The 21,803-nt window shown below is 69.4% G+C and carries 19 protein-coding genes and 1 pseudogene; 10 read left to right on the top strand and 10 right to left on the bottom strand.

The window, feature by feature from the left end; all coding sequences use genetic code 11:
• Positions 1-40 precede the first annotated feature (40 nt).
• Positions 41-445: a DoxX family protein gene (locus tag ACNUDN_RS08170; protein WP_419121474.1), complete on the top strand. Its 405-nt coding sequence runs from the start codon at positions 41-43 to the stop codon at positions 443-445.
• A 46-nt stretch (positions 446-491) separates the two neighbouring features.
• Here the strand turns inward: ACNUDN_RS08170 and ACNUDN_RS08165 are convergent, their stop codons facing one another.
• The gene (locus ACNUDN_RS08165; protein WP_419121473.1) at positions 492-3,776 is read right to left on the bottom strand and encodes an ATP-dependent helicase; all 3,285 of its coding nucleotides are present in this window, start codon (positions 3,774-3,776) and stop codon (positions 492-494) included.
• Positions 3,773-6,904, bottom strand: coding sequence for an ATP-dependent helicase (locus ACNUDN_RS08160; protein WP_419121472.1), 3,132 nt, complete (start codon positions 6,902-6,904; stop codon positions 3,773-3,775). The genes ACNUDN_RS08165 and ACNUDN_RS08160 overlap by 4 nt, the downstream gene beginning before the upstream one ends.
• 110 nt (positions 6,905-7,014) lie before the next feature.
• On the opposite strand from ACNUDN_RS08160, the gene ACNUDN_RS08155 reads away from it, so the two are divergent.
• Together ACNUDN_RS08155 and ACNUDN_RS08150 are read left to right on the top strand one after the other, a co-directional pair.
• Positions 7,015-7,797, top strand: coding sequence for an alpha/beta fold hydrolase (locus tag ACNUDN_RS08155; RefSeq protein WP_419121471.1), 783 nt, complete (start codon positions 7,015-7,017; stop codon positions 7,795-7,797).
• Positions 7,798-7,801: 4 nt separating this feature from the next.
• On the top strand, positions 7,802-8,098 hold the full coding sequence (locus ACNUDN_RS08150) for an MGMT family protein (RefSeq protein WP_419121470.1): 297 nt from the start codon (positions 7,802-7,804) through the stop codon (positions 8,096-8,098).
• A 75-nt stretch (positions 8,099-8,173) separates the two neighbouring features.
• Here the strand turns inward: ACNUDN_RS08150 and ACNUDN_RS08145 are convergent, their stop codons facing one another.
• The 3 genes from ACNUDN_RS08145 to ACNUDN_RS08135 form a co-directional block, all read right to left on the bottom strand.
• Entirely contained in the window at positions 8,174-9,028 is an 855-nt protein-coding gene (locus tag ACNUDN_RS08145) for a TIGR02569 family protein (RefSeq protein ID WP_419121469.1), read from the bottom strand.
• Positions 9,029-9,064: 36 nt separating this feature from the next.
• Positions 9,065-10,243 (bottom strand): adenylyltransferase/sulfurtransferase MoeZ, encoded by a 1,179-nt coding sequence (moeZ, locus tag ACNUDN_RS08140; protein ID WP_419121468.1) that lies wholly within the window; start codon positions 10,241-10,243, stop codon positions 9,065-9,067.
• Between the two features lie 94 nt (positions 10,244-10,337).
• Entirely contained in the window at positions 10,338-11,396 is a 1,059-nt protein-coding gene (locus tag ACNUDN_RS08135) for a DUF3152 domain-containing protein (RefSeq protein ID WP_419121467.1), read from the bottom strand.
• Positions 11,397-11,585: 189 nt separating this feature from the next.
• Here ACNUDN_RS08135 and fasR point away from each other — a divergent pair, with 189 nt between their 5' ends.
• A complete protein-coding gene (gene fasR, locus ACNUDN_RS08130) occupies positions 11,586-12,260 on the top strand; it encodes an HTH-type transcriptional activator FasR (protein ID WP_419121466.1) in 675 nt (224 codons plus the stop codon).
• Between the two features lie 163 nt (positions 12,261-12,423).
• Here fasR and ACNUDN_RS08125 read toward each other — a convergent pair whose 3' ends face one another.
• Positions 12,424-12,675, bottom strand: a complete 252-nt coding sequence (locus ACNUDN_RS08125; RefSeq protein ID WP_419121465.1) for a DUF3107 domain-containing protein — start codon at positions 12,673-12,675, stop codon at positions 12,424-12,426.
• Between the two features lie 430 nt (positions 12,676-13,105).
• Between ACNUDN_RS08125 and ACNUDN_RS08120 the strand changes: the two genes are divergently transcribed.
• On the top strand, positions 13,106-13,942 hold the full coding sequence (locus tag ACNUDN_RS08120; RefSeq protein ID WP_419121464.1) for a hypothetical protein: 837 nt from the start codon (positions 13,106-13,108) through the stop codon (positions 13,940-13,942).
• Between the two features lie 44 nt (positions 13,943-13,986).
• Here the strand turns inward: ACNUDN_RS08120 and ACNUDN_RS08115 are convergent.
• Positions 13,987-14,681: pseudogene (locus tag ACNUDN_RS08115) on the bottom strand (ferritin-like fold-containing protein).
• A 386-nt stretch (positions 14,682-15,067) separates the two neighbouring features.
• Between ACNUDN_RS08115 and ACNUDN_RS08110 the strand changes: the two are divergent.
• Positions 15,068-16,555, top strand: coding sequence for a DEAD/DEAH box helicase (locus ACNUDN_RS08110; protein ID WP_419121463.1), 1,488 nt, complete (start codon positions 15,068-15,070; stop codon positions 16,553-16,555).
• Positions 16,556-16,600: 45 nt separating this feature from the next.
• Positions 16,601-17,842 (top strand): Rv3212 family protein, encoded by a 1,242-nt coding sequence (locus tag ACNUDN_RS08105; protein WP_419121462.1) that lies wholly within the window; start codon positions 16,601-16,603, stop codon positions 17,840-17,842.
• Here ACNUDN_RS08105 and ACNUDN_RS08100 read toward each other — a convergent pair.
• The gene (locus ACNUDN_RS08100; RefSeq protein WP_419121461.1) at positions 17,826-18,668 is read right to left on the bottom strand and encodes a ParA family protein; all 843 of its coding nucleotides are present in this window, start codon (positions 18,666-18,668) and stop codon (positions 17,826-17,828) included. The genes ACNUDN_RS08105 and ACNUDN_RS08100 overlap by 17 nt on opposite strands.
• A gap of 93 nt (positions 18,669-18,761) precedes the next feature.
• Between ACNUDN_RS08100 and ACNUDN_RS08095 the strand changes: the two genes are divergently transcribed.
• The 3 genes from ACNUDN_RS08095 to ACNUDN_RS08085 are packed head-to-tail and all read left to right on the top strand — an operon-like array spanning position 18,762 to position 20,964.
• Positions 18,762-19,373: an acid phosphatase gene (locus ACNUDN_RS08095; RefSeq protein ID WP_419121460.1), complete on the top strand. Its 612-nt coding sequence runs from the start codon at positions 18,762-18,764 to the stop codon at positions 19,371-19,373.
• Positions 19,370-20,467 (top strand): isochorismate synthase, encoded by a 1,098-nt coding sequence (locus ACNUDN_RS08090; protein WP_419121459.1) that lies wholly within the window; start codon positions 19,370-19,372, stop codon positions 20,465-20,467. The genes ACNUDN_RS08095 and ACNUDN_RS08090 overlap by 4 nt, the downstream gene beginning before the upstream one ends.
• Complete coding sequence (locus tag ACNUDN_RS08085) at positions 20,464-20,964, top strand: GNAT family N-acetyltransferase (RefSeq protein WP_419121458.1); 501 nt, start codon at positions 20,464-20,466, stop codon at positions 20,962-20,964. Before ACNUDN_RS08090 ends, ACNUDN_RS08085 begins: the two co-directional genes overlap by 4 nt.
• Here ACNUDN_RS08085 and ACNUDN_RS08080 read toward each other — a convergent pair.
• Together ACNUDN_RS08080 and aroQ are read right to left on the bottom strand one after the other, a co-directional pair.
• Entirely contained in the window at positions 20,898-21,326 is a 429-nt protein-coding gene (locus ACNUDN_RS08080) for a hypothetical protein (protein WP_419121457.1), read from the bottom strand. The two genes, ACNUDN_RS08085 and ACNUDN_RS08080, sit on opposite strands and share 67 nt — an antisense overlap.
• Entirely contained in the window at positions 21,323-21,766 is a 444-nt protein-coding gene (gene aroQ / locus ACNUDN_RS08075) for a type II 3-dehydroquinate dehydratase (RefSeq protein ID WP_419121456.1), read from the bottom strand. The genes ACNUDN_RS08080 and aroQ overlap by 4 nt, the downstream gene beginning before the upstream one ends.
• Between the last annotated feature and the right edge of the window lie 37 nt (positions 21,767-21,803).

Below are 21,803 nucleotides of genomic sequence, written 5' to 3'. Positions count from 1 at the left end.
CGATCAGAGAGTGGGGCAACCGCACCAGCACAATGTAATCATGACCACGTCCTCCACGGCACTGCAGTCGAACACCCCGTCCTCCCGCGGCGCCAGGATGGGCGCCTGGCTGGTGGGGATGGGCATCCTGCATTTCGCCGCCCCCAAACCGTTCGACACCATCGTCCCCGAGGAACTGCCGGGCACTCAGCGCTTCTACACCTATGCCTCCGGCGCCGCTGAGATCGGCGTCGGAGCCCTGCTGCTGGCCCCGAAGACGCGCAAGGTCGGCGCGTTGTCGGCCATCGCGTTGTTCGTCGGGGTTTTCCCGGGCAACGTGAACATGGTCCGGATGTGGTTCCAGGATCCGACCAAGACACTTCCGATGCGGATCGGGGCGATCGCCCGCCTGCCGCTGCAGATCCCGATGATCACGCAGGCGTGGAAGGTCTACCGCGAAAGCTGACCGCAGTCACCGCCACGCAGAAGTCACCGTCACGCAGAAGTCACCGTCACGCCGCGTCGGGGCGCTCACCCAGCAGCGCTGTCAGCGCGTCCTCGTCGGGCAGTTCGGTCGGGACGACGGTGCGTCCTGACCGAACGTAGTGGAAGGCCGCTCGCACCGTCGACACCGGGCGATCGTGCAGACGGGCCCAGGCCAGCCGGTACACCGCAAGCTGGATCGCATTGTTCTGCAACTCTTCTCGAGTCGCCGGCGGCTCACCGGTCTTCCAGTCGACGACCGTGACACCACCGTCGTCGTCGGCGAAGACCGCGTCGAGGCGCCCGCGTACCACCCGTCCCGCGATCACCATGTCGAAGGGAACTTCGACCTCGATCGGGGTACGGGCGGCCCACGGCGACAGGGCGAACGCCGACTGCAGTTCTTCGAGCTCGCCGCGGTCCTGGCGGTCGGCATCCGCCGCGCCGGGCAGGTCGTCGAGGTCGAACAACTTCTCCGCCTGGAAGTACCGTTGGACCCATTCGTGAAATGCGGTGCCCAGCAACGCCTGTGAATCGGGGCGGCGGGGCAGTCGGCGCTGGAGCCGCTGCGCGACAGTGTCCGGATCGCGCCCGAGTTCGACCAGTGCGCTGACCGACAGCTGCAGTGGCAGGGGCGGCGCAGGGCGCTGCGCGGCCCGTTCACGTTCGGCGAGCAGCGCATCGACATCGGCGCCCCAGCCGTGCACGTCAGGCCGCCCCTCATCCCCGGGGCCGGAAGTCATCGCCTCGGCCACCAACTGCGCACCGCGGTCGGTGTGGGCACGGCGGTCCGCCAGCGGATCCACCGGCCACGTCGCCTGCACGATCTGATCTCGCGACGGGTTGGTGTCGCCGTCGGCGGGGGCATCGGCCCAGACGTCGACGGATCCGCACGGCGCGCCGGCTGCGGCCGAGGCGTCCAGGACGTCTTTGAGTTCGGCCAGGAACACCGAGGGCCCTCTGGGTTTCGACTCGGTGGCACCCCAGTGATGACCCGATACCAGCAATGTGTGCTCAGCGCGGGTGATGGCCACATACAGCAGCCGACGTTCTTCGTCGGTGCGACGCTGGTCGAGGCTGCGCTTGTGGTCATAGATGGCGTCCGACAGACCTTTCCGGTCGCAGACGGCGGAGGTGTCGAGGACCGGTACGCCGTGTTCGGACACCGCGGCGCAGTCACCGCGCAGCAGCGGCGGCAGGTCCGAGGCGTCGGTGAGCCAGGTGCGCGGCGACGCGGTCGAGGGAAACACCCGCCCGGCCAGATGCGGCACGGCGACGATCTGCCACTCCAGACCTTTGGCGGCGTGCACGGTCAGGATCTGGACACGGTCGCAGGAGACCGTGACCTCGGCCGGGGCCAACCCGTTCTCCACCTGTTCCGCGGTGTCGAGGTAGGCGAGCAGAGCCGACAGAGCGGCTCCGCGACGGGAGGCGAAGTCGGCCACCACGTCGCCGAATGCGTCGAGATGTTCGGTGCCCACCCATCCGGCCGACACCGGCTGGGCCGCACGCACTTCGGTGTCGATTCCCAGCACCCGGCGCACCTCGGCGAGCAGATCCGGCAACGGGCTGTCCAGGTGGGCGCGCAGTGCGGTGAGCTCCCGGCCGAGCGCCACTATCCGCGCGTAACCCGCCTCGGAGTACGCCGCGGCGGGACCGGGGTCGCAGATCGCGTCGGCAAGACATGCGGCATCGGCGTCGGGGCCCAGCGCGGCGACGATCTCGGCCGTCGCCGATGACGGGTCCGCATCGCGGGTGCCCGCCGCCGGCTCGACGCCGACGAGTGCGACCGCGCGACGCCACAGCGCTGTGATGTCGCGGGCGCCGAGCCGCCATCGCGGTCCGGTGAGCACCCGGACCGCCGCCGACCCGGCGGTCGGGTCGGCGGCCAGCCGCAGCATGGCGACCACATCGGCGACCTCCGGGACCGCCAGCAGGCCCGACAACCCGACCACCTCGACCGGCACGCCGCGCCTGCTCAAGGCCTCGGCCATCGGCGCGGCGTCGGCGTTGCGGCGCACCAGTACCGCGGCCGTGGGTGCTGACCCATCCGTCGAGCCGGTGTGCCACCGGTTGGCGATCTGCTCGGCCACCCATTCGCGTTCGGTGCCGACATCGGACAGCAACGCGCACTGCACACTGCCGGGCTCGGCCCCGGGACGGGGCTGCAACGCTCGCACGGCCACCGAGCGGCGGCGGGCATCCGTCGAGACCTGGTTGGCCAGATGGAGCACTTCGGGCGGATTGCGCCAGCTGGTGCGCAGCTCCAGAGTGGGCGCGGGGGTGCCGTCGGCCAGCGGGAAGTCGGTGGTGAAACGCGGCAGGTTGGTCGCCGAAGCGCCGCGCCACCCGTAGATCGACTGGATCGGGTCCCCGACGGCGGTCAACGCGAGCCCGTCGTCGGCGCCGCCACCGAACAGCGCGGACAGCGCGATCCGCTGGGCGTGCCCGGTGTCCTGATACTCATCGAGCAGCACCACCCGGTAGCGCTGTCGCAGTTGCTCGCCGACCTGCGGGAACCGCGACGCCAGCCGGGCGGCCGAGGCCATCTGCATGCCGAAGTCCATCACACGCTCCTCGCGCATCCGCCGGTGCAGCGCATCGATGAGCGGGACGAGCATCGTGCGCTCGGTCTGGGTGGCGAGCATGCGCAGCAGCCACTGGCTGGGACCGCGGTCACGCTGGTACCTGCCCGCGGGCAGCGTGAGGACGAGCCGCTCGAGCTCGACATGGGTGTCGTGCAGTTGGTCGGTGTCGACGAGATGCTCAGAGAGCTGCCCCGCCAGCCGCAACACCATATTGGTGATCGCCGCAGGCGACTTGTCGGTGTCCAGCGGGTCTGGATGCTCGCAGACAACCCGGAAGGCCAACTGCCACAACTCGGTTTCGCCGAGCAACCGGGTGTCGGGCTCGACCGGCAGCAGCAGACCGTACTCGCGCAGAAGATTGCCGGCGAACGCATGGTAGGTACTGATCGTGACGGGATCGTCGGCGACGTCGGCACCACCGGGCGCGAGCGTCAGGCCGGCACCGGCCAGCCGCGCCAGTCGCGCGCGTACCCGGCGCAACAGTTGCCCGGCTGCCTTACGGGTGAAGGTCAGTCCGAGCACCTCGCCCGGACCGGCGTAACCGTTGGCGACCAGCCACACCACCCTGGCCGCCATGGTCTCCGTCTTACCCGCCCCGGCGCCGGCGATCACCACCAGCGGACCCGGCGGGGCGGCGATCACCGCGGCCTGCTCGTCGGTCGGCTCGAAAAGGCCGAGTGCTCTTGACAATTCAGCCGGACTGTAGCGCGGACCTGACGTAGTCATGCCTCACTCCTGGCGTTGTGCGCCGGACACATGGCCCGGACCGGGCAATGCGCGCACCCGTCGTTGACCCGCGCGGTGAACTGCGGGCCCTGCGTTGCCGCCGCCGCAGTTCGTACGTGCCCACCCCATTCGGAACGCCCCTCGGCGGTCAACGCATCCTGGTGACGCTCGGTGGCACCGCCACCGGTCGCCTTGCCGAGATAGACCAGTCGACCGCCGCCGGGTTCGTCCCCCTCGGCGAGCAGGCCCGCGGCCACAGCCAGTTGGTACATCGCCAGCTGTGCATGCCGCTGGGCTTCGTCCTTGCTCGCCGGACTCTTACCGGTCTTGAGGTCGACCACCACCAGCCGCCCCTGTGCGTCGCGCTCGAGCCGGTCCAGGCGCCCGCGCAACCGCACCGCCGGCGTCTCACCGTCGGCTTCCCCGATCTGGCCGTCCACCTCGACCTCGGTGCCGACCTCGGTCAGCTCGCCCCGGGTGTGCTCCCGCCATCTCAGGAAGGTGTCCAACATCTCCAGATGCCTCTGCCGCTCATTGTCCGAGTACCATTTCGCGTCGAAAGGCAGTGCTTCCCAGACTTTTTCGAGGTCGTCGGACAGCTGCGCCGCTGAGCGGCCCGACTCGGAGACCAGGGCATGGACCACCGATCCCAGCGCAGAACGCACGTCGCGGCCGCGGGCGCCGCCGTGACGTTCGAGCAGCCAGCGCAGCGGACAGTCCGCGAGCATCTGCAATGTCGACGGCGACAGCGTCACCACCTGCTCACCGGTCTCCCACAACGGGTCATCGCTGGACAGCGCGCGCGCCGCATACCACGACGCGGGGTCGGCGCCCCCGACACCGGCTGCAGCCAGTCGGCCCAGTTGTGCCGCCGCACAGTCCCGTTCCGATTCGTCGACCGTGCCCGGCGCAGCGCACACCACGGCCCGCAACCGGCCGACGAGGGCAGCCGGTGACAGCACCTGCGGCGCCCGGACCGGGGTTGCGGTGTGTGGCACCGGTTCGGTGGCCAGTGCGGCGATCTCGTGGCAGAACGAGGACGGCAGCATCGCCTGGTCGCCGGCGTCGCTGTCGACCGCGGTCACCAGCAGGCGGTTGCGGGCACGGCCCATCGCGGCGATGAGCAGCCTGCGCTCCTCGGCCAGCAGTGGCGCCCGTCCGGACAGCGCACGCTGACCGGCGTCGACCACCCCGTCGATCACATCGACCAGGTGTTGGGTTGCCAGCACACCGCCGCGCGGGGAGACGTTGGGCCACAGTCCTTCCTGCACGCCCGCGATCACCACGAAGTCCCAGTCCCGGTCGAGGGCGGAGTGTGCGCTCAGCAGCGCCACCGCGTCCGGTGTGGGGCCGTCGGGGCGCGCCGGGGGCAGTGCCAGCGACCGGATGTGATCGACGAGGCCGCGCAGCGACGCTCCCGCCGTCCGCGCGACGTACTGCTCGGCGACGTCGAAAAGCGTAGTCACGGCGTCCAGATCGCCGTTGGCCTGCGCGCCGGCCGGGCCACCGCGCTCGATGGCCGTCAGCCAGCGCCGCTGCAGGCCGCTGCGCTGCCACGCCTGCCACAGGGTGTGCCGCGGATCGCGGCCGTCCTGGGCGCTGCGGCGGGCGGCGGCCAGAACGGCGGCCACCCTGCGCAGTGCACGCGCCTGCTCGTCGGGTAGCGCGGGGATGTCCTGTCGCAATGCGCCGACCAGGAGGTCCCCGAACCCGTCCGGCGATCCCTGCTGACCTGCTGGCGCGGCCCGACGTAGCGCGCGCCGCAGCTGTCGCAGCGACACCGGGTCCACCCGCCCGATCGGTCCGGTGACCAGGGCCAGTGCCCGGTCACCGTCGAGCTCCTCGGCGGTCGCCTCCAGGACCGTCAGCAGGGCCCGCACTGCCGGCTGATCGGCCAGCGCAGCGTCGGTGTGCGGAAGGTCTAGCGGCACACCCGCCGCGGTCAGGGCCCGTCCCAACGCGGCTCCCATCCGTCGAACCGATCGGACGATGACAGCCATCTGCGACCACGGCACCCCGTCAACCAGATGTGCCCGGCGCAAAGCGTCGGCGATCAGTGCCGATTCGGCGTGCGGGGACGCCGCGATGCGCACCCCGACCGATCCTGCCGCCTCGTCACCGCGGAACACCCGCGCCGCGTCGGCTCCTGGCAGCCGGCGCCCGACAGCCTCGATGACGTCCGCGACCGGTGCCGAGCAGCGATGCGAACGACTCAGCCTCAGCACGGCCCCCTCGCCACGCAACAGCGCCGGATCGGCGCCCCGGTAGCTGAACACCGTCTGGTGTGGATCTCCGGAGATCACCGTCAGGTCGGCGCCCTGGGCCAGCACCTGCACCAGCCGTGCCGCCTGCGGGTCGAGGTGCTGGGCGTCGTCGACGAGCAGCAGCCGAACGCGGGCGCGCTCGGCAGCCAACAGGTCGGTGTCCACGGCGAAGGCCTCCAGGGCAGCGCCGACCAGTTCGGCGGCCCCCAGCGCCGGCACCGTCGCCTGGGGTGCGGCCATGCCCACCGCGGCACGCAGCAACATGATCTGTTCATACGCCTGCGCGAAACGCCCTGCGGCCTGCCATTCCGGCCGGCCGGCGGAGCGCCCGATGCGTTGCAGCGCAAGTGGATCGATGCCGCGCTCGCTGCAACGAGCCAGCAGGTCGCGCAGTTCGGTGGCGAACCCCACCGTGCTCAGTGCCGGCCGTAACCGCTCCGGCCACCGCACCGGGGACGCGTCGCCGTCCTCGATGTCGCCGGCCAACAGCTCGCGGATGATGCCGTCCTGCTCGGCGCTGGTGATCAGCCGTGGGGGCGGGCTCCCGTTGCGCGCGGCGGCGAGCCGCAACACCGCGAAGGCGTACGAGTGCAGGGTGCGCACCAGCGGCTCGCGCACCGCGGCCCGCTCGCCGGCGCGGAGCAGCGAGGCAGTGACGGCGGCCCTGGCCTGGACCCCCAGCCGTGCCGAACCTGTCAGCAGCAGAACCGATTCCGGGTCACAACCGGCGGCGATGTGCGCCGTCGCGGTGTCGACCAGCAGGCTGGTCTTGCCGGTGCCGGGCCCGCCCAGCACTCGGACCGTGCCTCGCGTGCCCGGTCGGCACAGCGCCTCGGCGGTCAGTTCGGTGTGTGGCGCGGACATGCACGCATGACATCACGGGGGTCCGACATCGAACGCCAGACAGTGGCGCTGCGCAGGTCGCGACCCCCTGGGATGGTCACCGCCCGGTGCGCCTGGCAGCATCGGCACCTGTGACCGACCTGTTGTGCACCTACCGTTTCGGACCGCCCGGACCCGCCCGGGTGTTGGCGATCCACGGACTCACCGGCCACGGCAAGCGCTGGGAGAGCTTGTTCGCCGGCCATCTGCCCGACGTCACCGCGATCGCCCCCGACCTGTTGGGTCACGGCCGTTCCTCCTGGGATGCGCCGTGGACCATCGACGCCAACGTGGCCGCGCTTGCCACGCTGCTCGACGCCGAGGGCGGCGCCCCGGTCGTCGTCGTGGGACATTCGTTCGGTGGTGCGCTGGCGTTGAACCTCGCTGCGCTGCGTCCGGATCTGATCGCCGGGCTCGTGCTGTTGGATCCGGCGGTGGCACTGGATGGGCGCTGGATGCGAGAAGTCGCCGACGACATGTACAACTCCCCCGACTACACCGACCGCGAGGAAGCTCGCCGGGAGAAGCTGGGCGGTTCCTGGGGCGAGGTGGCCGAGGACGAACTGGACCGGGAACTCGACGAGCATCTCGTCGATCAGGCCGACGGCCGGGTCGGCTGGCGCATCAGCATCCCGGCGATGCTCAGCTATTGGAGTGAGCTGACGCGCCCGGTGCCGGTTCCGCGGGACGGGACACCCACCACGCTGGTGCGGGCCGCCCGCACCGACCCGCCCTATGCCGGGGCGGAACTGATCGCCACGCTGGATGCCGGGCTGGGCACGGATCTGACGGTGCTGGAGTGGGATTGCGACCACATGGTGCCGTTGGCCAAACCGGCCGAGACCGCAGCCGTCATCCGGAACCTCCTGGGTTGACGGTATGGCGGCGATCACCGAAGAGCAGGTCGAGAAGGTGCGCGCGTTGGTCGCGGCCGTCCCGCCCGGTCAGGTGAGCACCTACGGTGACATCGCCGACGCCGCAGACCTTTCCAGCCCCCGGATCGTCGGCTGGATCATGCGTACGGACTCCTCGGACCTGCCCTGGCACCGGGTGGTTCCGGCCTCGGGCCGGCCTGCGCCACACCTGGCCACCCGCCAGCTCGAGCGGCTGCGCGCCGAGGGGGTGCTGGCCGTCGACGGCCGGATACCGCTGCGGGAATACCGCCACACCTTCTGAGCGCCGGCTGAGCACTTCGGTTGCGACACGGGGCCGAGCCCGACCCGCAAAACCGTGGCGCCGAAGACGACAGGGTCAGAGCGCCAGCCGCACCAACGCCGCGGTGCGGGCCAGTCCGGGAAACGCCGCGGCCGTCGACCTCGGGTGCAACGCGTGTACGGCCAGCCGGAACATCAACGCGCGCAACAGCATCTGCGACCACTCCGGTAGTGCCGACCATCGTTCGATGAGCGCGTCGTCGGCTTCGCCCCAGGCCAGTGCATCCACCACCACCACCCCGGCGGCCCAGGCCGGCGGTCGCCAGTAGGGGGTGATGTCGGTGATACCGGGCGCCGCCGTGCCGGCGAAAAGCACTGTGCCGTAGAGGTCTCCGTGCACGAGCTGACTCGGGCTCTTGGTCGGCCGGCGTAGGGTGGCAAGCTGGTTGATCAGCTCGACGGACTTCTGCCCGTCCGCGGTGCCCGGGGCGACGCGCGCCCCCGGCGGCAGCGAGTGCAGCGGGCGTTCCTCCCACGCCGCCCGGTCGGCGGCGATGAAGACGTCGACGTCACCCCATGGCGCGATCGGGGGCTGCGTCAGGAACCGGGGCCGTTCCAGCTTCGCGGTCGCCTCGTGCAGGCGCACCGCGGCCGAGACCACCTCGTCGTGACGCGGCTCCGGAGTGCCGGCGACGTAGGTGTCGGCGCGCCAGCCCGCGACCACGTACCGCCCGTCGGTGGAACGCACCGGCCGGGCCAGCCGCACCCCGTCGACGAACAGCGTCTCGCGTACCTTCGCCGACCAGGCCGCCCGGGCATGGTCGGCGACCATGGACAACACCACCTCGCCGCAGCGCCAGCCACCTTCCCAGCTCGACCCGAGCGGCGCCGGCTGCACGCCCGACAACCCGAAGGCTGCGAGGACGTGCTCTGGCGGTCGTTCGGCGGTCACCGCCACAGCCTAAGCGCAGCGAGAGCCAACCCGGCGTTAGTACATGACCATGTCGGGTTCGAGTTGTTTACCCCACGCGACGATCCCGCCCTGCACGTGCATGGCGTCGGAGAAGCCGGCCTTCTTGACGATGGCCAGCACCTCGGCCGATCGGATACCGGTCTTGCAGTAGAACACCGGGGTGCGGTCGACTTGGAGTTTGGCCAGCGCCTCGCCGGTCTCGAAGGCGCCCTTGGGGATCAACTCGGCGCCCTGGATGCGGTTGATGTCCCACTCCACGGGTTCACGGACGTCGATGAGCGCCAGCGGCTTTCCCGAGTCCAGCAGCTCGCGAAGTTCGCGCGGGGTGATCGTCGACTCGGCGGCGGCCTCGGCGGCGGCGTCGGAGACCACACCGCAGAACTCTTCGTAGTCGATGAGTTCGGTGATCTTCGGGGTGGACGGGTCCTTGCGGATCTTGATCGTGCGATAGGTCATGTCGAGCGCGTCGTAGACCATCAGCCGGCCCAGCAGTGGCTCACCGATGCCGGTGAGCAACTTGATCGCCTCGGTGCCCATCACCGACGCGATGGATGCGCACAGGATGCCGAGCACCCCGCCCTCGGCGCACGAGGGCACCATTCCCGGCGGTGGCGGCTCCGGATAGAGGTCGCGGTAGTTCAAACCCAGTCCGTCGGGGGCGTCCTCCCAGAACACCGACACCTGGCCCTCGAAGCGGTAGATCGATCCCCACACATACGGCTTGCCGGCGAGTACGGCGGCGTCGTTGACCAGATACCGCGTCGCGAAGTTGTCGGTGCCGTCGAGGATCAGGTCGTACTGGGAGAACAGTTCGACCGCGTTGTCGGGTTCCAGGCGGAATTCATGCAGGTTGACGGTCACCAGCGGGTTGACCTCGAGAATCGAATCCTTGGCGCTCTGGGCCTTCGACCGCCCGATGTCGGACTGTCCGTGGATGATCTGACGCTGCAGGTTGGATTCGTCGACGACGTCGAACTCGACGATGCCGATTGTGCCGACGCCCGCGGCCGCCAGATAGAGCAACGTCGGCGACCCCAGGCCGCCGGCGCCGATGACCAGCACCCGGGCGTTCTTGAGCCGTTTCTGCCCGTCCAGGCCCAGATCGGGAATGATGAGGTGCCGGCTATAGCGTGCGACCTCTTCACGGGTGAGTTCGGCCGCTGGCTCGACCAGCGGCGGCAACGGTGTCGACACCGGGAATCTCCTTGTTTTGGCTGTCAGAACCATCTCAGCAGGTAAGGCGTGCAACAGCAACGAGGGCCCCACCCTTCCCGGGGTCCGCGGTGATTCAGGCGATGGGGTATGGCCAGGGATTGAAACGGCACGTCAGGCCGTCGGCCGTCACGGTTCCCGGGTCGAATTTGGCGGCGTCGTTGTTGTTGGTCGAGAAGGTCTGCTGCATCATGATCGGCGCCAGCGCGCCGTTCTCCGGGCACTGTTCGTGGCGCTGGTAGCCGATGGCGTGTCCGACCTCGTGATTGATCACATACTGCCGGTACGAGCCGATGTCTCCCTGGAAGGGCACCGCGCCGCGCACCCACCTGGCCTCGTTAATGAACACCCTGGGCTGACCTTCGAAGGCCGGGTTGTAGCAGGAGGCTTCCAGCTGGATGTCGTATCCGCAGCCGTCCCGGATCGTCATCGGCGACGTCAGCGACACCCGGAAGTCGGGCACGACACCCGATGCGGGGTCCACCCGGGTGAAGGCGAACTGGGGATTGTGGGTCCAACTCTTCGGATTGGCGAGTGTCTCGCTGACCATGCGGGCGAAGCCGTCGTCGCCGCCGAAGGTGGTGGTGTCGACCCCGTCTTCGACCTCGACGGTGTAGGTGAAAACCTTGGTGGTGCCCTGCCCGACCTGTTCGGTGGTGCCCGGGACGACGCGCCAGGTGCGGGCGCCGGCCTCGGTGAACGGTCCGCCGTCGGGCAGGATCCCGGTCGGCAGGTTGGCGTCGAACTCGGTCAATCCTTTGGGCGGGGCTCCGACGATGGCCGTACTGGCCACGCCGATGGTCGGCGGCCCCTGCACGGGCCCCTCGTCGTCGGCTGCCCGCGGCACACTGGTACCGCTGATGGTCTGGTAGACGACGACCACGGTCAGCACGACCAGCAGCGGCAACGCGTATGCGCGCCACCCGTAGGTGGAGACGAAACGCCCGATCCAGGTCTGTTTGCGCCACCGTTTGCGGTCGTCGCGGTTGGACCTGACCCGGCCCGGCTGCTCGGCCAGCGGGTCACGCTGCGCCCGCAGCGGCTCGCGCCACTGGTCGCGCAGCACCGGCACGCGACCGTCCCCGTGATGCTCTGGACCCGCTTGTCCCCCTCGCATGCGGGAGTCGTAGGTCACCGCAACAGGATGACACAACACCGATGTCTCGCTGCTCTGGCGCGCCACCGAGGGTGCGGGTAACCGCGGGCACGGCACGCTCGGATGGTGAGACACCTGTCCTGACGCGTATGGTCGCCCGACGGTAGTAGTGTCATTGCGAGCGAACTCACGACGCCGGTCGCTCCGGCTCTAGATCTCGAGGTTCTGATGAGCGAAGTGGCCAAGTCGGTGCAGCGACGAGGAGGGCAGCCCGCCAACGGCGCCGGCCCTTCCGGTGCGGCCCGGCGTGGCAACCGGCTGCCGCGCGACGAACGCCGCGGCCAGTTGTTGGTCGCGGCCAGCGAGGTGTTCGTCGACCGCGGTTATCACGCCGCCGGGATGGACGAGATCGCCGACCGCGCAGGTGTCAGCAAACCTGTTCTCTACCAACACTTCTCATCGAAGGTTGAGCTCTATCTCGCGGTCCTGCAGCGCCACGTCGACAATCTCGTCTCAGGGGTGCGGCAGGCGCTGCGCACCACCACCGACAACCGCCAGCGGGTACGCGCCGCAGTGCAGGCGTTCTTCGATTTCATCGAGCATGACAGCCAGGGCTACCGACTGATCTTCGAGAACGACTACGTGACCGAGCCGCAGGTCGCCGCGCAGGTCAAGGTCGCCACGGAATCATGCACCGACGCGGTGTTCGACCTGATCAGCCACGACTCCGGGCTGGAGCCGCACCGCGCCCGGATGATCGCCGTCGGACTGGTCAGCATCAGCGTCGACTCGGCACGGTATTGGCTCAACAACGAGCGGCCGATCGACAAGGACGACGCGGTGGAGGGCACGGTCCAGTTCATCTGGGGCGGACTGTCGCACGTGCCGCTGACCCGGTCCTGAACAGAGTTGTCGCGAACCGCTGACTGCGGCGGGAACGGCCATCGCCGAGCCTGGCGCACTCCCTTCCCGCGTCGACTCATGGGCCGTCGACTCGTGGGCCGTCGACTCGTGGGTCGTCCACTCATCGGCAAATCCGGGCGACCCGCGATACCGGGCAACTGGGCTATTTGGTGACCTCGGCGCCGACGGCGCCGACACCGAACCCGACCCTGCGGGAGTCGGCGGCACCGATTTCGACATAAGCGATCCGCGCCGAATGCACCAGGAAGCGGCGCCCCTTCTCGTCGGTGAGACCCAGCACCGTCGGATCGCCACCGAGGGCGTCGGAGACCAACTTCTCCACCTCGGCCGGCGTCTGCGCGCTGGAGAAAATCAGTTCGCGCGGGCTGTCGGTGACACCGATCTTGACCTCCACGGTGGAAACCCTTCTGTTCGTCGGCTCGGCTACCCCAAGGAGATTAGTGGACGTCGGTCGGCCTCGGCGGTGCCGCACCCCCGCGCGGGCAGGGAACCGAACGACTTTCGCCGACGGCGAACGCACCCGGCGATTTTCGGCGGTGGCCAGGGCGGCACACCGCCGATGCCCGGTCGGCAACGATTCCGAACCGCGACGATTTACGAACAGCGACAATGACGAACCGCGACAATGACGAACCGCGACGGTTTCCGAACAGCGGCGGCGTGGTGGCCGCGGGGCGCTGGAAACTCCCTCGCCACGGCCATAACACCGGGGCGACCGAACCGAGTCCCGACCGTGACCGCGCAGCAGGCGCGTCCGCCTCATCTGTCACTTCTGTCTCAGTAGCATCGGGCCGGACATCGGAAGAGACGACTGGGAAAGCTGCATGAACAGGTCATACACCGCCCATTCCCCGTACTCGCTGACGCCCACCGAGCGGATCCGCGGCCCTCGGGACGGCGGCGCTCACGGGCACGATCCGGACCGCTACGACGATCTCGACACCGACGCGCTCCCGCCCTTCCCCGGCGACCGCTACGGCGCTCCCTCGGGCGACTACCACGGCCGGCAAGAGCCCGACGGCTACGGCGACGTCGAGGACTTCGAGGACTACGACGACTTCATCGATGAGCAGCGCGCCGACCGCCGGTGGATGTGGATAGCGGGCGTCGCGGGCGCCATCCTGTTCGTCGCGGTGATCGCCGTGAGCCTGATGCTCGGCGGCGCGGACAGCGGTTCGGTGTCGGCCACCGTCGCCTCCCCCACCGCGACCTCCAGCGCGGCACCCGAGCCCTCGGCCGCGCCGTCACCGCGCGGTGCCGCCCCGGCGGCACCGTCGCTGCCCGCCGAGACCGTCACCACGGTGACCCCGTCGGCAGAGACCCCGGCCCCCGCCGTCCCGGCACCCCTGCTCCCCGAGCCGCAGGCGACTCCACCGCCGGCCACCGCCGCGCCGGGCACGGTCACCTACCGGATCACCGGCAACCGCCCGCTGATCGACCTGGTCACGGTCATCTACACCGACGCGCGCGGAGCCCTGCAAACCGAGATGAACGTGGCACTGCCCTGGTCGAAGACGGTCGTGCTGGACCCGGGCGTGACATTGAGCTCGGTCACCGCCACCAGCGTGTCCGGTCAGCTCAACTGCTCGATCGTCGACGCCAGCGGGTCACTGATCGCAGCACAGAACAACAACTCGATCATCACCAACTGCACCCGCTGACATCAGCCGGCCGCACGCCGGGCCGACGCGACCGCAGGGACCACTCAGCCCAGGCCGAGCTCCCGCATCCGGCTGGCGTGGGTGTGCTGCAGCCGGTCGAAGAACTCGGTCATCTGTGACAAGCCGCCGCCCGACATCACCAGTTCGACCAGCTCGTCGTGGTCGGCGAGCACGAATTGGGCCTGGGTGATCGCTTCGCCGAGCAGCCGCCGCGACCACAACGCCAAGCGGTGCCGCTGCCGATCGCTGGCCGTCACCGCCGACCGTACCTCGGCCACCACGAACTGGGAGTGACCCGTCTCGGCGAGCACCGAACGCACCACGTCGGCCACCTCGCCGGGCATCACGTCGGCGATCTCCAGATAGAAATCGGCGGCCAGCGCGTCCCCGACGTAGGTCTTGACCAAGGCCTCCAGCCACGTGCTCGGGGTCGTCAGCCGGTGGTAGTTCTCCAGCGCCGAGGCATACCGGGTCATCGCCGGGACGATGTCGACGCCACGGCGTGCCAGCGCATCGCGCAGCACCTCATAGTGGTTCATCTCGGCGGCCGCCATGCTGGCCATGTTGATCCGCCCGCTCAGATTGGGCGCCATCTTCGCTTCCTCGGTGAGGCGGTAGAACGCCGCGACCTCGCCGTACGCCAGCAACGCGAACAACTCCTCGATACCCGGATGATCCGCGGAAACGCGTGGCGCTGCGGAATCCTTCGGCTCACCGGCCGGGACGGAGGGTGCGGCATCGGGCGGCGTCGAGGTCATGGTGCAACCTTAAACGCCGGCGGCGCAGATGATCGCGTGCTGCAAACCCTGGCTCACGGGGAGCCGAAGCACCTGGCTTCGTGCCACGACGAGAGCTGGTTGCCCCGCCGCCGGGGCGACACGAAACCCGCACCTGAGCTGGGTGACTACCCCGGTTCGCAGCCAACCGGTTACCATGAACGTGGTGTCGGCGCAGCTGCCGACGGATCGCACCTGGTCACGCCGGCTGGTATCAGCCGCAGGCACCTTGGCAATGTGCGTGCACGCGACAGCCCGCCTCCTCAGTGCAGGGCTCGCGAAGTTCTCTTCACAACTCGTGCGCGCGTGGAACGCATGAGGAATAAGTGAAAGGCTTCGTTTCCCTCGCATGACACCTGTAACCACACACCCCAATCCCACATTCGCCCAGCTCGGAGTCCGCGATGAGATCGTGCGCGCACTCGCCGAGAACGGTATCGAGCATGCGTTCGCAATCCAGGAGCTGACCCTGCCGCTGGCCCTGGCCGGCGACGATCTGATCGGCCAGGCTCGCACCGGTATGGGCAAGACCTTCGCCTTCGGGGTTCCGTTGCTGCACCGGATCACCACCGACACCGAGCGTCCGCTGACCGGCATCCCGCGCGCCCTGATCGTCGTCCCCACCCGCGAGCTCTGCATCCAGGTGTACGAGGATCTCGTCGGCGCCTCCAAGTACCTGATGGCCGACGAGACCCGCAAACTGACGGTGACCTCCATCTACGGCGGCCGACCCTACGAGCCGCAGATCGAGGCGCTGCAGAAGGGCGTCGACGTGGTCGTCGGCACCCCGGGCCGGCTGCTCGACCTGGCCCAGCAGGGCCACCTGCAGCTCGGCGGCCTTTCGGTGCTGGTGCTCGACGAGGCCGACGAGATGCTCGACCTGGGCTTCCTGCCCGACATCGAGCGGATCCTCAAGCAGATCCCGGCGAAGCGTCAGGCGATGCTGTTCTCGGCGACGATGCCGGACCCGATCATCACCCTGGCCCGCACGTTCATGACCCAGCCGACTCACATCCGCGCCGAAGCGCCGCATTCGTCGGCGACCCACGACAGCACCGAGCAGTTCGCCTACCGCGCGCATGCCCTCGACAAGGTCGAGATGGTCGCCCGGATCCTGCAGGCCGAGGGTCGGGGCGCGACGATGATCTTCACCCGCACCAAGCGCACCGCGCAGAAGGTCGCCGACGAACTCGCCGAACGCGGGTTCAAGGTCGGCGCCGTGCACGGCGATCTCGGCCAGGGCGCGCGCGAGAAGGCGCTGAAGTCGTTCCGCACCGGTGAGGTCGACGTACTGGTCGCCACCGACGTCGCGGCACGCGGCATCGACATCGACGACATCACCCACGTCATCAACTTCCAGATCCCCGAGGACGAGCAGGCCTACGTGCACCGCATCGGCCGCACCGGCCGCGCGGGCAAGACCGGCATCGCCGTCACGCTGGTCGACTGGGACGAGCTGCCGCGCTGGTCGATGATCGACAAGGCGCTGGGCCTCGACACCCCCGAGCCCGCCGAGACGTACTCCAGCTCGCCGCACCTGTACTCCGAGCTCAACATCCCCGCCGACGTCGGCGGTTCGATCGGCAAGCCCGCACGCAGCACCGCCGACAAACCCAAACGTGAGCCGCGCGAGCGCACCGAGCGGCCGGCCCGCAACCGGACCCGCCGCCGCACCCGTGGTGGCCAGCCTGCCGGCGCCCATCCCGAAGCAACCGCCGAACAGGACGCCCCCGAGGCCTCCAACGACGGCGCCGAGGGTGCCGAGGGTGCCGCGCGGCCCGGCCGGCGGCGTCGCCGCCGGCGGCCCAGCAAGGCTGCCACGGCGGGCACCAACTAGCCGACTCCCCGCCGAATTCCCAGCCGAATTCCCAGCCGAATTCCCTTGGTCAAACCGGAACGCCGCACTCGGGCGGACCTGCTCGCTGCCGCCGCGATCGCCGCTGTCGTCGTGGTGGTGGCCGCGGTGGTGTGGTGGACCAGCGACGCCCGGGCCACCATCAGCAGGCCCGCCGCACATCCGGTACCCAGCCTGGAACCCGCAGTGGCAGTGCCGGATTCGCTGGCAGAGCGATGGACCGCCAGCAGCGCCCAGACCACTTTGCCGGTGGTCGTCGGTGGCGCGGTCGTCACAGGTGACGGACGCACGATGGAAGGCCGCGATCCCGATACCGGCACCGCGCTGTGGAGTTACGCCCGCGATCTGGACCTGTGCGGGGTCACCTGGGTCTACCACTACGCGGTGGCGGTCTACCCGGACGCCCGCGGCTGCGGCCAGGTCAGCACCGTGGACGCCAGGACCGGCATGCGGGGCCCGGCGCGCACCAGCTACGCCGACCGCCACGTCACGCTGTCCGGTGACGGCACCACCGTGCTGTCCGCCGGACCGACCCGACTGGAGATGTGGCGCTCGGACATGGTCCGGATGCTCAGCTATGGCGCGCTGGACGCCCCGATCAAACCGGGCGTTCCAGCCGCACCGTTGTGCCGCTTCGTCTCCGTGGCCGCCAGTTCCAGTTCGGTCTCGGTGCTGGAGTCGTGCGAGGGTCAGGCCGATCTACGGTTGACCTTGCTGCGCCCGTCCGACGAGGAGGACACCCCGGAACTGAAGTACGTCCAGCAGAACGGAGTGGCCGACGGTACCGGCGCCCGCGTCGTCGCGGTCACCGACTCCGCCACCGCACTCTACGTGCCCACCCCGAAGCCACGGCTGGACATCATCGACGACACCGGGGTGGTGATCGACAGTACGGTCGTCGACGGCCCCCCCGCTCCTGACGCCACCGCGTCCCGCGCCGGCGATCTCATCACGTGGTGGACCGGAAACGCGCTGATGGTTTTCTCCGCCAACAACTTTCAGTACAAGTACACAGTCGCGGCAGCCGGCGAGGACGCCCCGGTGGGTCCCGCGACGATGATGGCGGGCCAGCTGCTGGTGCCGGTCAGCAGCGGCTACGACGTGTTCGACCCGGTGACGGGCACCGGGGATCGGCACATTCCGGTGCAGCGATCCTCGGCAAGCGGACCGGTCGTGCCCGCGGTGGCGGGCTCGATACTGCTGGAGCAACGAGGCGACGAGCTGGTCGCGCTCGGCCCCGGTGAGCGACCGATCACACCTCGGGGGTGAACGTCGCCAGCGCTTTACCGCTCTTCCAGTGCTTGAGCAGCGCATTGGCGAATTCCCGGTAGGCCATCGCACCCTTGTTCTTGCGGCCGGTGAGCACCGAGGACCCCGAAGCGCTGGCCTCGGCGAAACGCACGGTCCGCGGGATGGGCGGGGCCAGCACGGGCAGGTTGTACCGGTCGACGACATCGAAAAGGACGTCGCGGCTGTGCGTGGTGCGGGCGTCGTAGAGGGTGGGCAGTGCGCCCAGCATGGTCAGCTCGGGATTGGTGATGGCCTGGACGTCGGCAACGGTGCGCAGAAACTGTCCCACGCCGCGATGCGCCAGCGTCTCGCACTGCAGGGGCACGATGACCTCACCGGCGGCGGTCAGCCCGTTGAGGGTCAACACCCCCAGCGACGGCGGGCAGTCGATGAGGATGACGTCGAAATCGGCGCTGATCTTGTCGAGAGCACGTTTGAGCGCGTGTTCGCGGCCGGCCCGCATCAGCAGCATGGCCTCGGCACCGGCCAGGTCGATGTTGGCGGGCAGCAACGTCATACCCTCGGGGGTCTCCACCAGCGCGGCGTCGGGTTCCACATCGCCCAGCAGCACCTCGTGCACCGACACCGGCAGCTTGTCCGGGTCGTGGCCGAGCGAGAAGGTCAGCGAACCCTGTGGATCCAGGTCGACGAGCAGCACCTTCTTGCCCAGTTCCACCAGGGCCGCGCCGACCGAGGCCACCGTGGTCGTCTTGGCCACCCCGCCCTTCTGGTTGGCGACCGCCAGTACCCGCGTCACATCACCCCTCGTGCTACCCCGCGTGCCACCCCTTGTGCTACTGCCCATCGTGCTGCCCATCCTGACATGTCGGTCCACTCCATGCTCATGTTCACCCTGCACATGCCGGCCAAACCGCGACGTACGGCAGAATCGGATGCTGTGAGCGTCCTGCAGCACCGGCTGATCCTGCTCCGTCACGGCGAGACCGAGTGGTCGAAATCGGGCCAGCATACGAGCCGCGCCGAACTTGAGCTCACTGAACACGGCCGCGGCCAGGCACTGGCCGCGGCGGACACCCTCGATCAGCTGGGGCTGGAGGATCCGTTCGTGGTGAGCAGCCCCCGTGTCCGCGCCCAGACCACCGCCGAGTTGGCGGGCCTGCGCGTCGACCAGACCGACGAGCTGGTGGCCGAGTGGGATTACGGCGACTACGAGGGCACCACGACCGCCGATATTCGCAAAGCGGTGCCGAACTGGCTGGTGTGGACCCACGGCTGCCCCGGCGGGGAGACGTCCGCGCAGGTCTGCGCGCGTGCCGATCGAGCCATCGCGATGGCACTCGAGCACATGGAGTCCCGCGACGTGGTGTTCGTCGGCCACGGCCACTTCTCCCGGGCGGTGATCACCAGGTGGGTCGAGCAACCGGTCTACGAGGGCATCCGGTTCGCGATGCCCGCCGCCTCGATCGCGGTCTGCGGCTTCGAGCACGGCGTGCGCCAGCTCAGCGCGCTGGCCCAGACCGGCCACCCCAACCCGGCCGTGTCGACGTGACCCGCGAACCCGTTTTCGTCATGGCCGGCCCGGAGGGGGCGGTGATCGGTGAGGGCGTGCACACCGCATTCCCGCGGATCGCCGACGCCCGGGCCGCCCTGGCCTCGCACAGCGCGCCGATCATCTTGGGCGCGTTGCCTTTTGACATCACTCAGCCGGCGGCGCTGATGCGGCCCCAATCGGTGCGGTTCAGCGACGCGCTGCCGGACTGGCCCGCACGCGACCCGGTGTCGGTGCAGGTCACCGAGACCACCCCGGATGCCGACGAACATCGCAGGCGAATCGGGGCGGCGTTGAGCCGGCTGCGCGATCCCGACGACCTGTTGCACAAGGTTGTGCTGGCGCGTGCACTGCGATTGACCGCCGAGGGCCGTGTGGATGCCAGGACGGTGCTCAACCGGCTGGCCGCCGATGACGCGCAGGCCACCAAGTACCTGGTCGATCTGTCGGCAGCCGGGGACGGGTACTCCGGCACCGCCCTGGTCGGCGCGAGCCCCGAACTGCTGGTGGCCCGCCGCGGTCGCCAGGTGCTGTGCCGTCCATTCGCGGGTTCGGCCCCACGCTCGGCCGATCCCGACACCGATGCCGCCAACGGGGCTGCATTGGCCGCGTCCGAGAAGAACCGGCACGAACATCAACTGGTCGTCGACGCGCTGCGCGCCGCGCTGGAACCGCTGTGCACGGACCTGCAGATCGCCGAGCGCCCGCAACTGAGCAAAACCTCGGCGGTCTGGCATCTGTCCACCCCGATGTCGGCGGAGTTGCGTGAAAAGTCAACCACCGCACTGGATCTGGCCGTGGCGCTGCATCCGACGCCCGCCGTCGGCGGCTCCCCGACCGAACAGGCCGTCGAGTTCATCACCACCACCGAGGGCGACCGGGGTTTCTACGCCGGCACCGTCGGATGGTGCGATCAGCGCGGCGACGGCCGCTGGGTGGTGTCGATCCGGTGCGCTCAGCTGTCCGCCGACCGGCGCACCGCCGTCGCCCATTCCGGTGGCGGCATCGTCGCCGAATCCGACCCCGACGACGAATTCGACGAGACCACGACGAAGTTCCGCACCATTCTGTCGGCTCTGGGGGTCCAGCAGTGAGTGAGCTCATCCGTCCCGCGCGTCCCGGTGACGAGACCGAATTGACCGCCATGATCCACGAGTTGGCTGACTTCGAACGCGCCGCCCGCGACTGCTCGGTCACCGAAACACAGTTGGCCGAGGCACTTTTCGGTCCGGCTCCGACCGTGTACGGACATCTGGCCGAAGTCGACGGGCAGGCTGCCGCGATGGCGCTGTGGTTCCGCAACTTCTCCACCTGGGACGGTGTCGCGGGCATCTACCTGGAGGACCTTTTCGTGCGTCCACAGTTCCGCAGGCGCGGTCTGGCCCGCAAGCTGCTGGCCACCTTGGCCCGCGAGTGCGTCGAACACGGCTATTCCCGGTTGAGCTGGGCGGTGCTGGACTGGAACGTCAACGCGATCGCGCTTTACGACCGCATCGGCGGCACGCCGCAGAACGAGTGGATCACCTACCGGGTCTCGGGCCCCCGCTTGTCGGAGCTGGCTTCCGAATCCGTTGCGGAATTCGGTTCTTGAGCCAGCCAGTGCAGACCTGACGGGCTGAACAACAACGCCAGCACCGCGATCGCCGCGACACCCACCACCACCGCATAGCGCAGCTGACCCGAGCTGTAGACGTACCAGGCGACCCCCAGCAGCACCAGGTTCGCGAACACCGCGATACCGCGCCCCCATCGGCGCCCGGACCACAGCGCCCAGCCGGCCGCGCTGACCCCCGACCCCATGATCGCGAACCAGCCGGCGGTTCCGTAGCCGCTGATCGCGATCTCGTGGTGCCCGGCGGCTTCCCGGACGACGAGCACAACCGCCATCACCAGCGCGAGAATGCCCTCCAGCGCCGCCAGCGCCCCGGCGATGCGAACCGTCCGCGGCGTCACCGCCCCAGCCTGTCCGACAGAAAGCGCACGGCCATCTCGTAGCCGAGCGGCCCGGCACCGGCCACCACCATGTCCGCGGCCGCCGACACATACGAGTGGTGCCGAAACGGTTCGCGGGCGTGGATGTTGCTCAGGTGCACCTCGGCGACGGGCAGTCCGACCGAGCGCAGCGCGTCGGCGATGGCGACCGAGGTGTGGCTGTAGGCGGCGGGGTTGATGATGATGCCGGCACAATCGGCACGCGCGGCGTGGATCTCGTCGACCAGCACACCTTCGTGGTTGCTCTGCACCGCGCGGATCTGCAGGCCGACCTCGGCGGCCACCTCGGCCACCCGCGCCTCGATCTCGGCGAGCGTCGTCGACCCGTACACCTCGGGCTGTCGGGTGCCCAGCAGGTTCAGGTTGGGCCCGTTGACGAGTAGCAGTCGGCGTTCGGTCACCGTTGTACGGTACCGGCGCCACCGCTGATCACGGCCG

The sequence above is a fragment of the Mycobacterium sp. smrl_JER01 genome (assembly GCF_048513595.2).
Lineage (GTDB): Bacteria > Actinomycetota > Actinomycetes > Mycobacteriales > Mycobacteriaceae > Mycobacterium.
The sequence above is the reverse complement of the archived record's forward strand: the minus strand, read 5'-3'. Positions and strand labels throughout refer to the sequence as shown.

Excerpts from the sequence above, each read along its gene's own strand:
- ACNUDN_RS08160 (WP_419121472.1), bottom strand. The coding sequence starts at position 6,904 with ATGTCCGCGCCACACACCGAACTGACCGCCGAGGCGCTGTGCCGACCG.
- ACNUDN_RS08170 (WP_419121474.1), top strand. The coding sequence starts at position 41 with ATGACCACGTCCTCCACGGCACTGCAGTCGAACACCCCGTCCTCCCGC.
- ACNUDN_RS08120 (WP_419121464.1), top strand. The coding sequence starts at position 13,106 with ATGAACAGGTCATACACCGCCCATTCCCCGTACTCGCTGACGCCCACC.
- ACNUDN_RS08165 (WP_419121473.1), bottom strand. The coding sequence starts at position 3,776 with ATGACTACGTCAGGTCCGCGCTACAGTCCGGCTGAATTGTCAAGAGCA.
- ACNUDN_RS08110 (WP_419121463.1), top strand. The coding sequence starts at position 15,068 with ATGACACCTGTAACCACACACCCCAATCCCACATTCGCCCAGCTCGGA.
- ACNUDN_RS08100 (WP_419121461.1), bottom strand. The coding sequence starts at position 18,668 with ATGGGCAGTAGCACAAGGGGTGGCACGCGGGGTAGCACGAGGGGTGAT.
- ACNUDN_RS08150 (WP_419121470.1), top strand. The coding sequence starts at position 7,802 with ATGGCGGCGATCACCGAAGAGCAGGTCGAGAAGGTGCGCGCGTTGGTC.
- fasR (WP_419121466.1), top strand. The coding sequence starts at position 11,586 with ATGAGCGAAGTGGCCAAGTCGGTGCAGCGACGAGGAGGGCAGCCCGCC.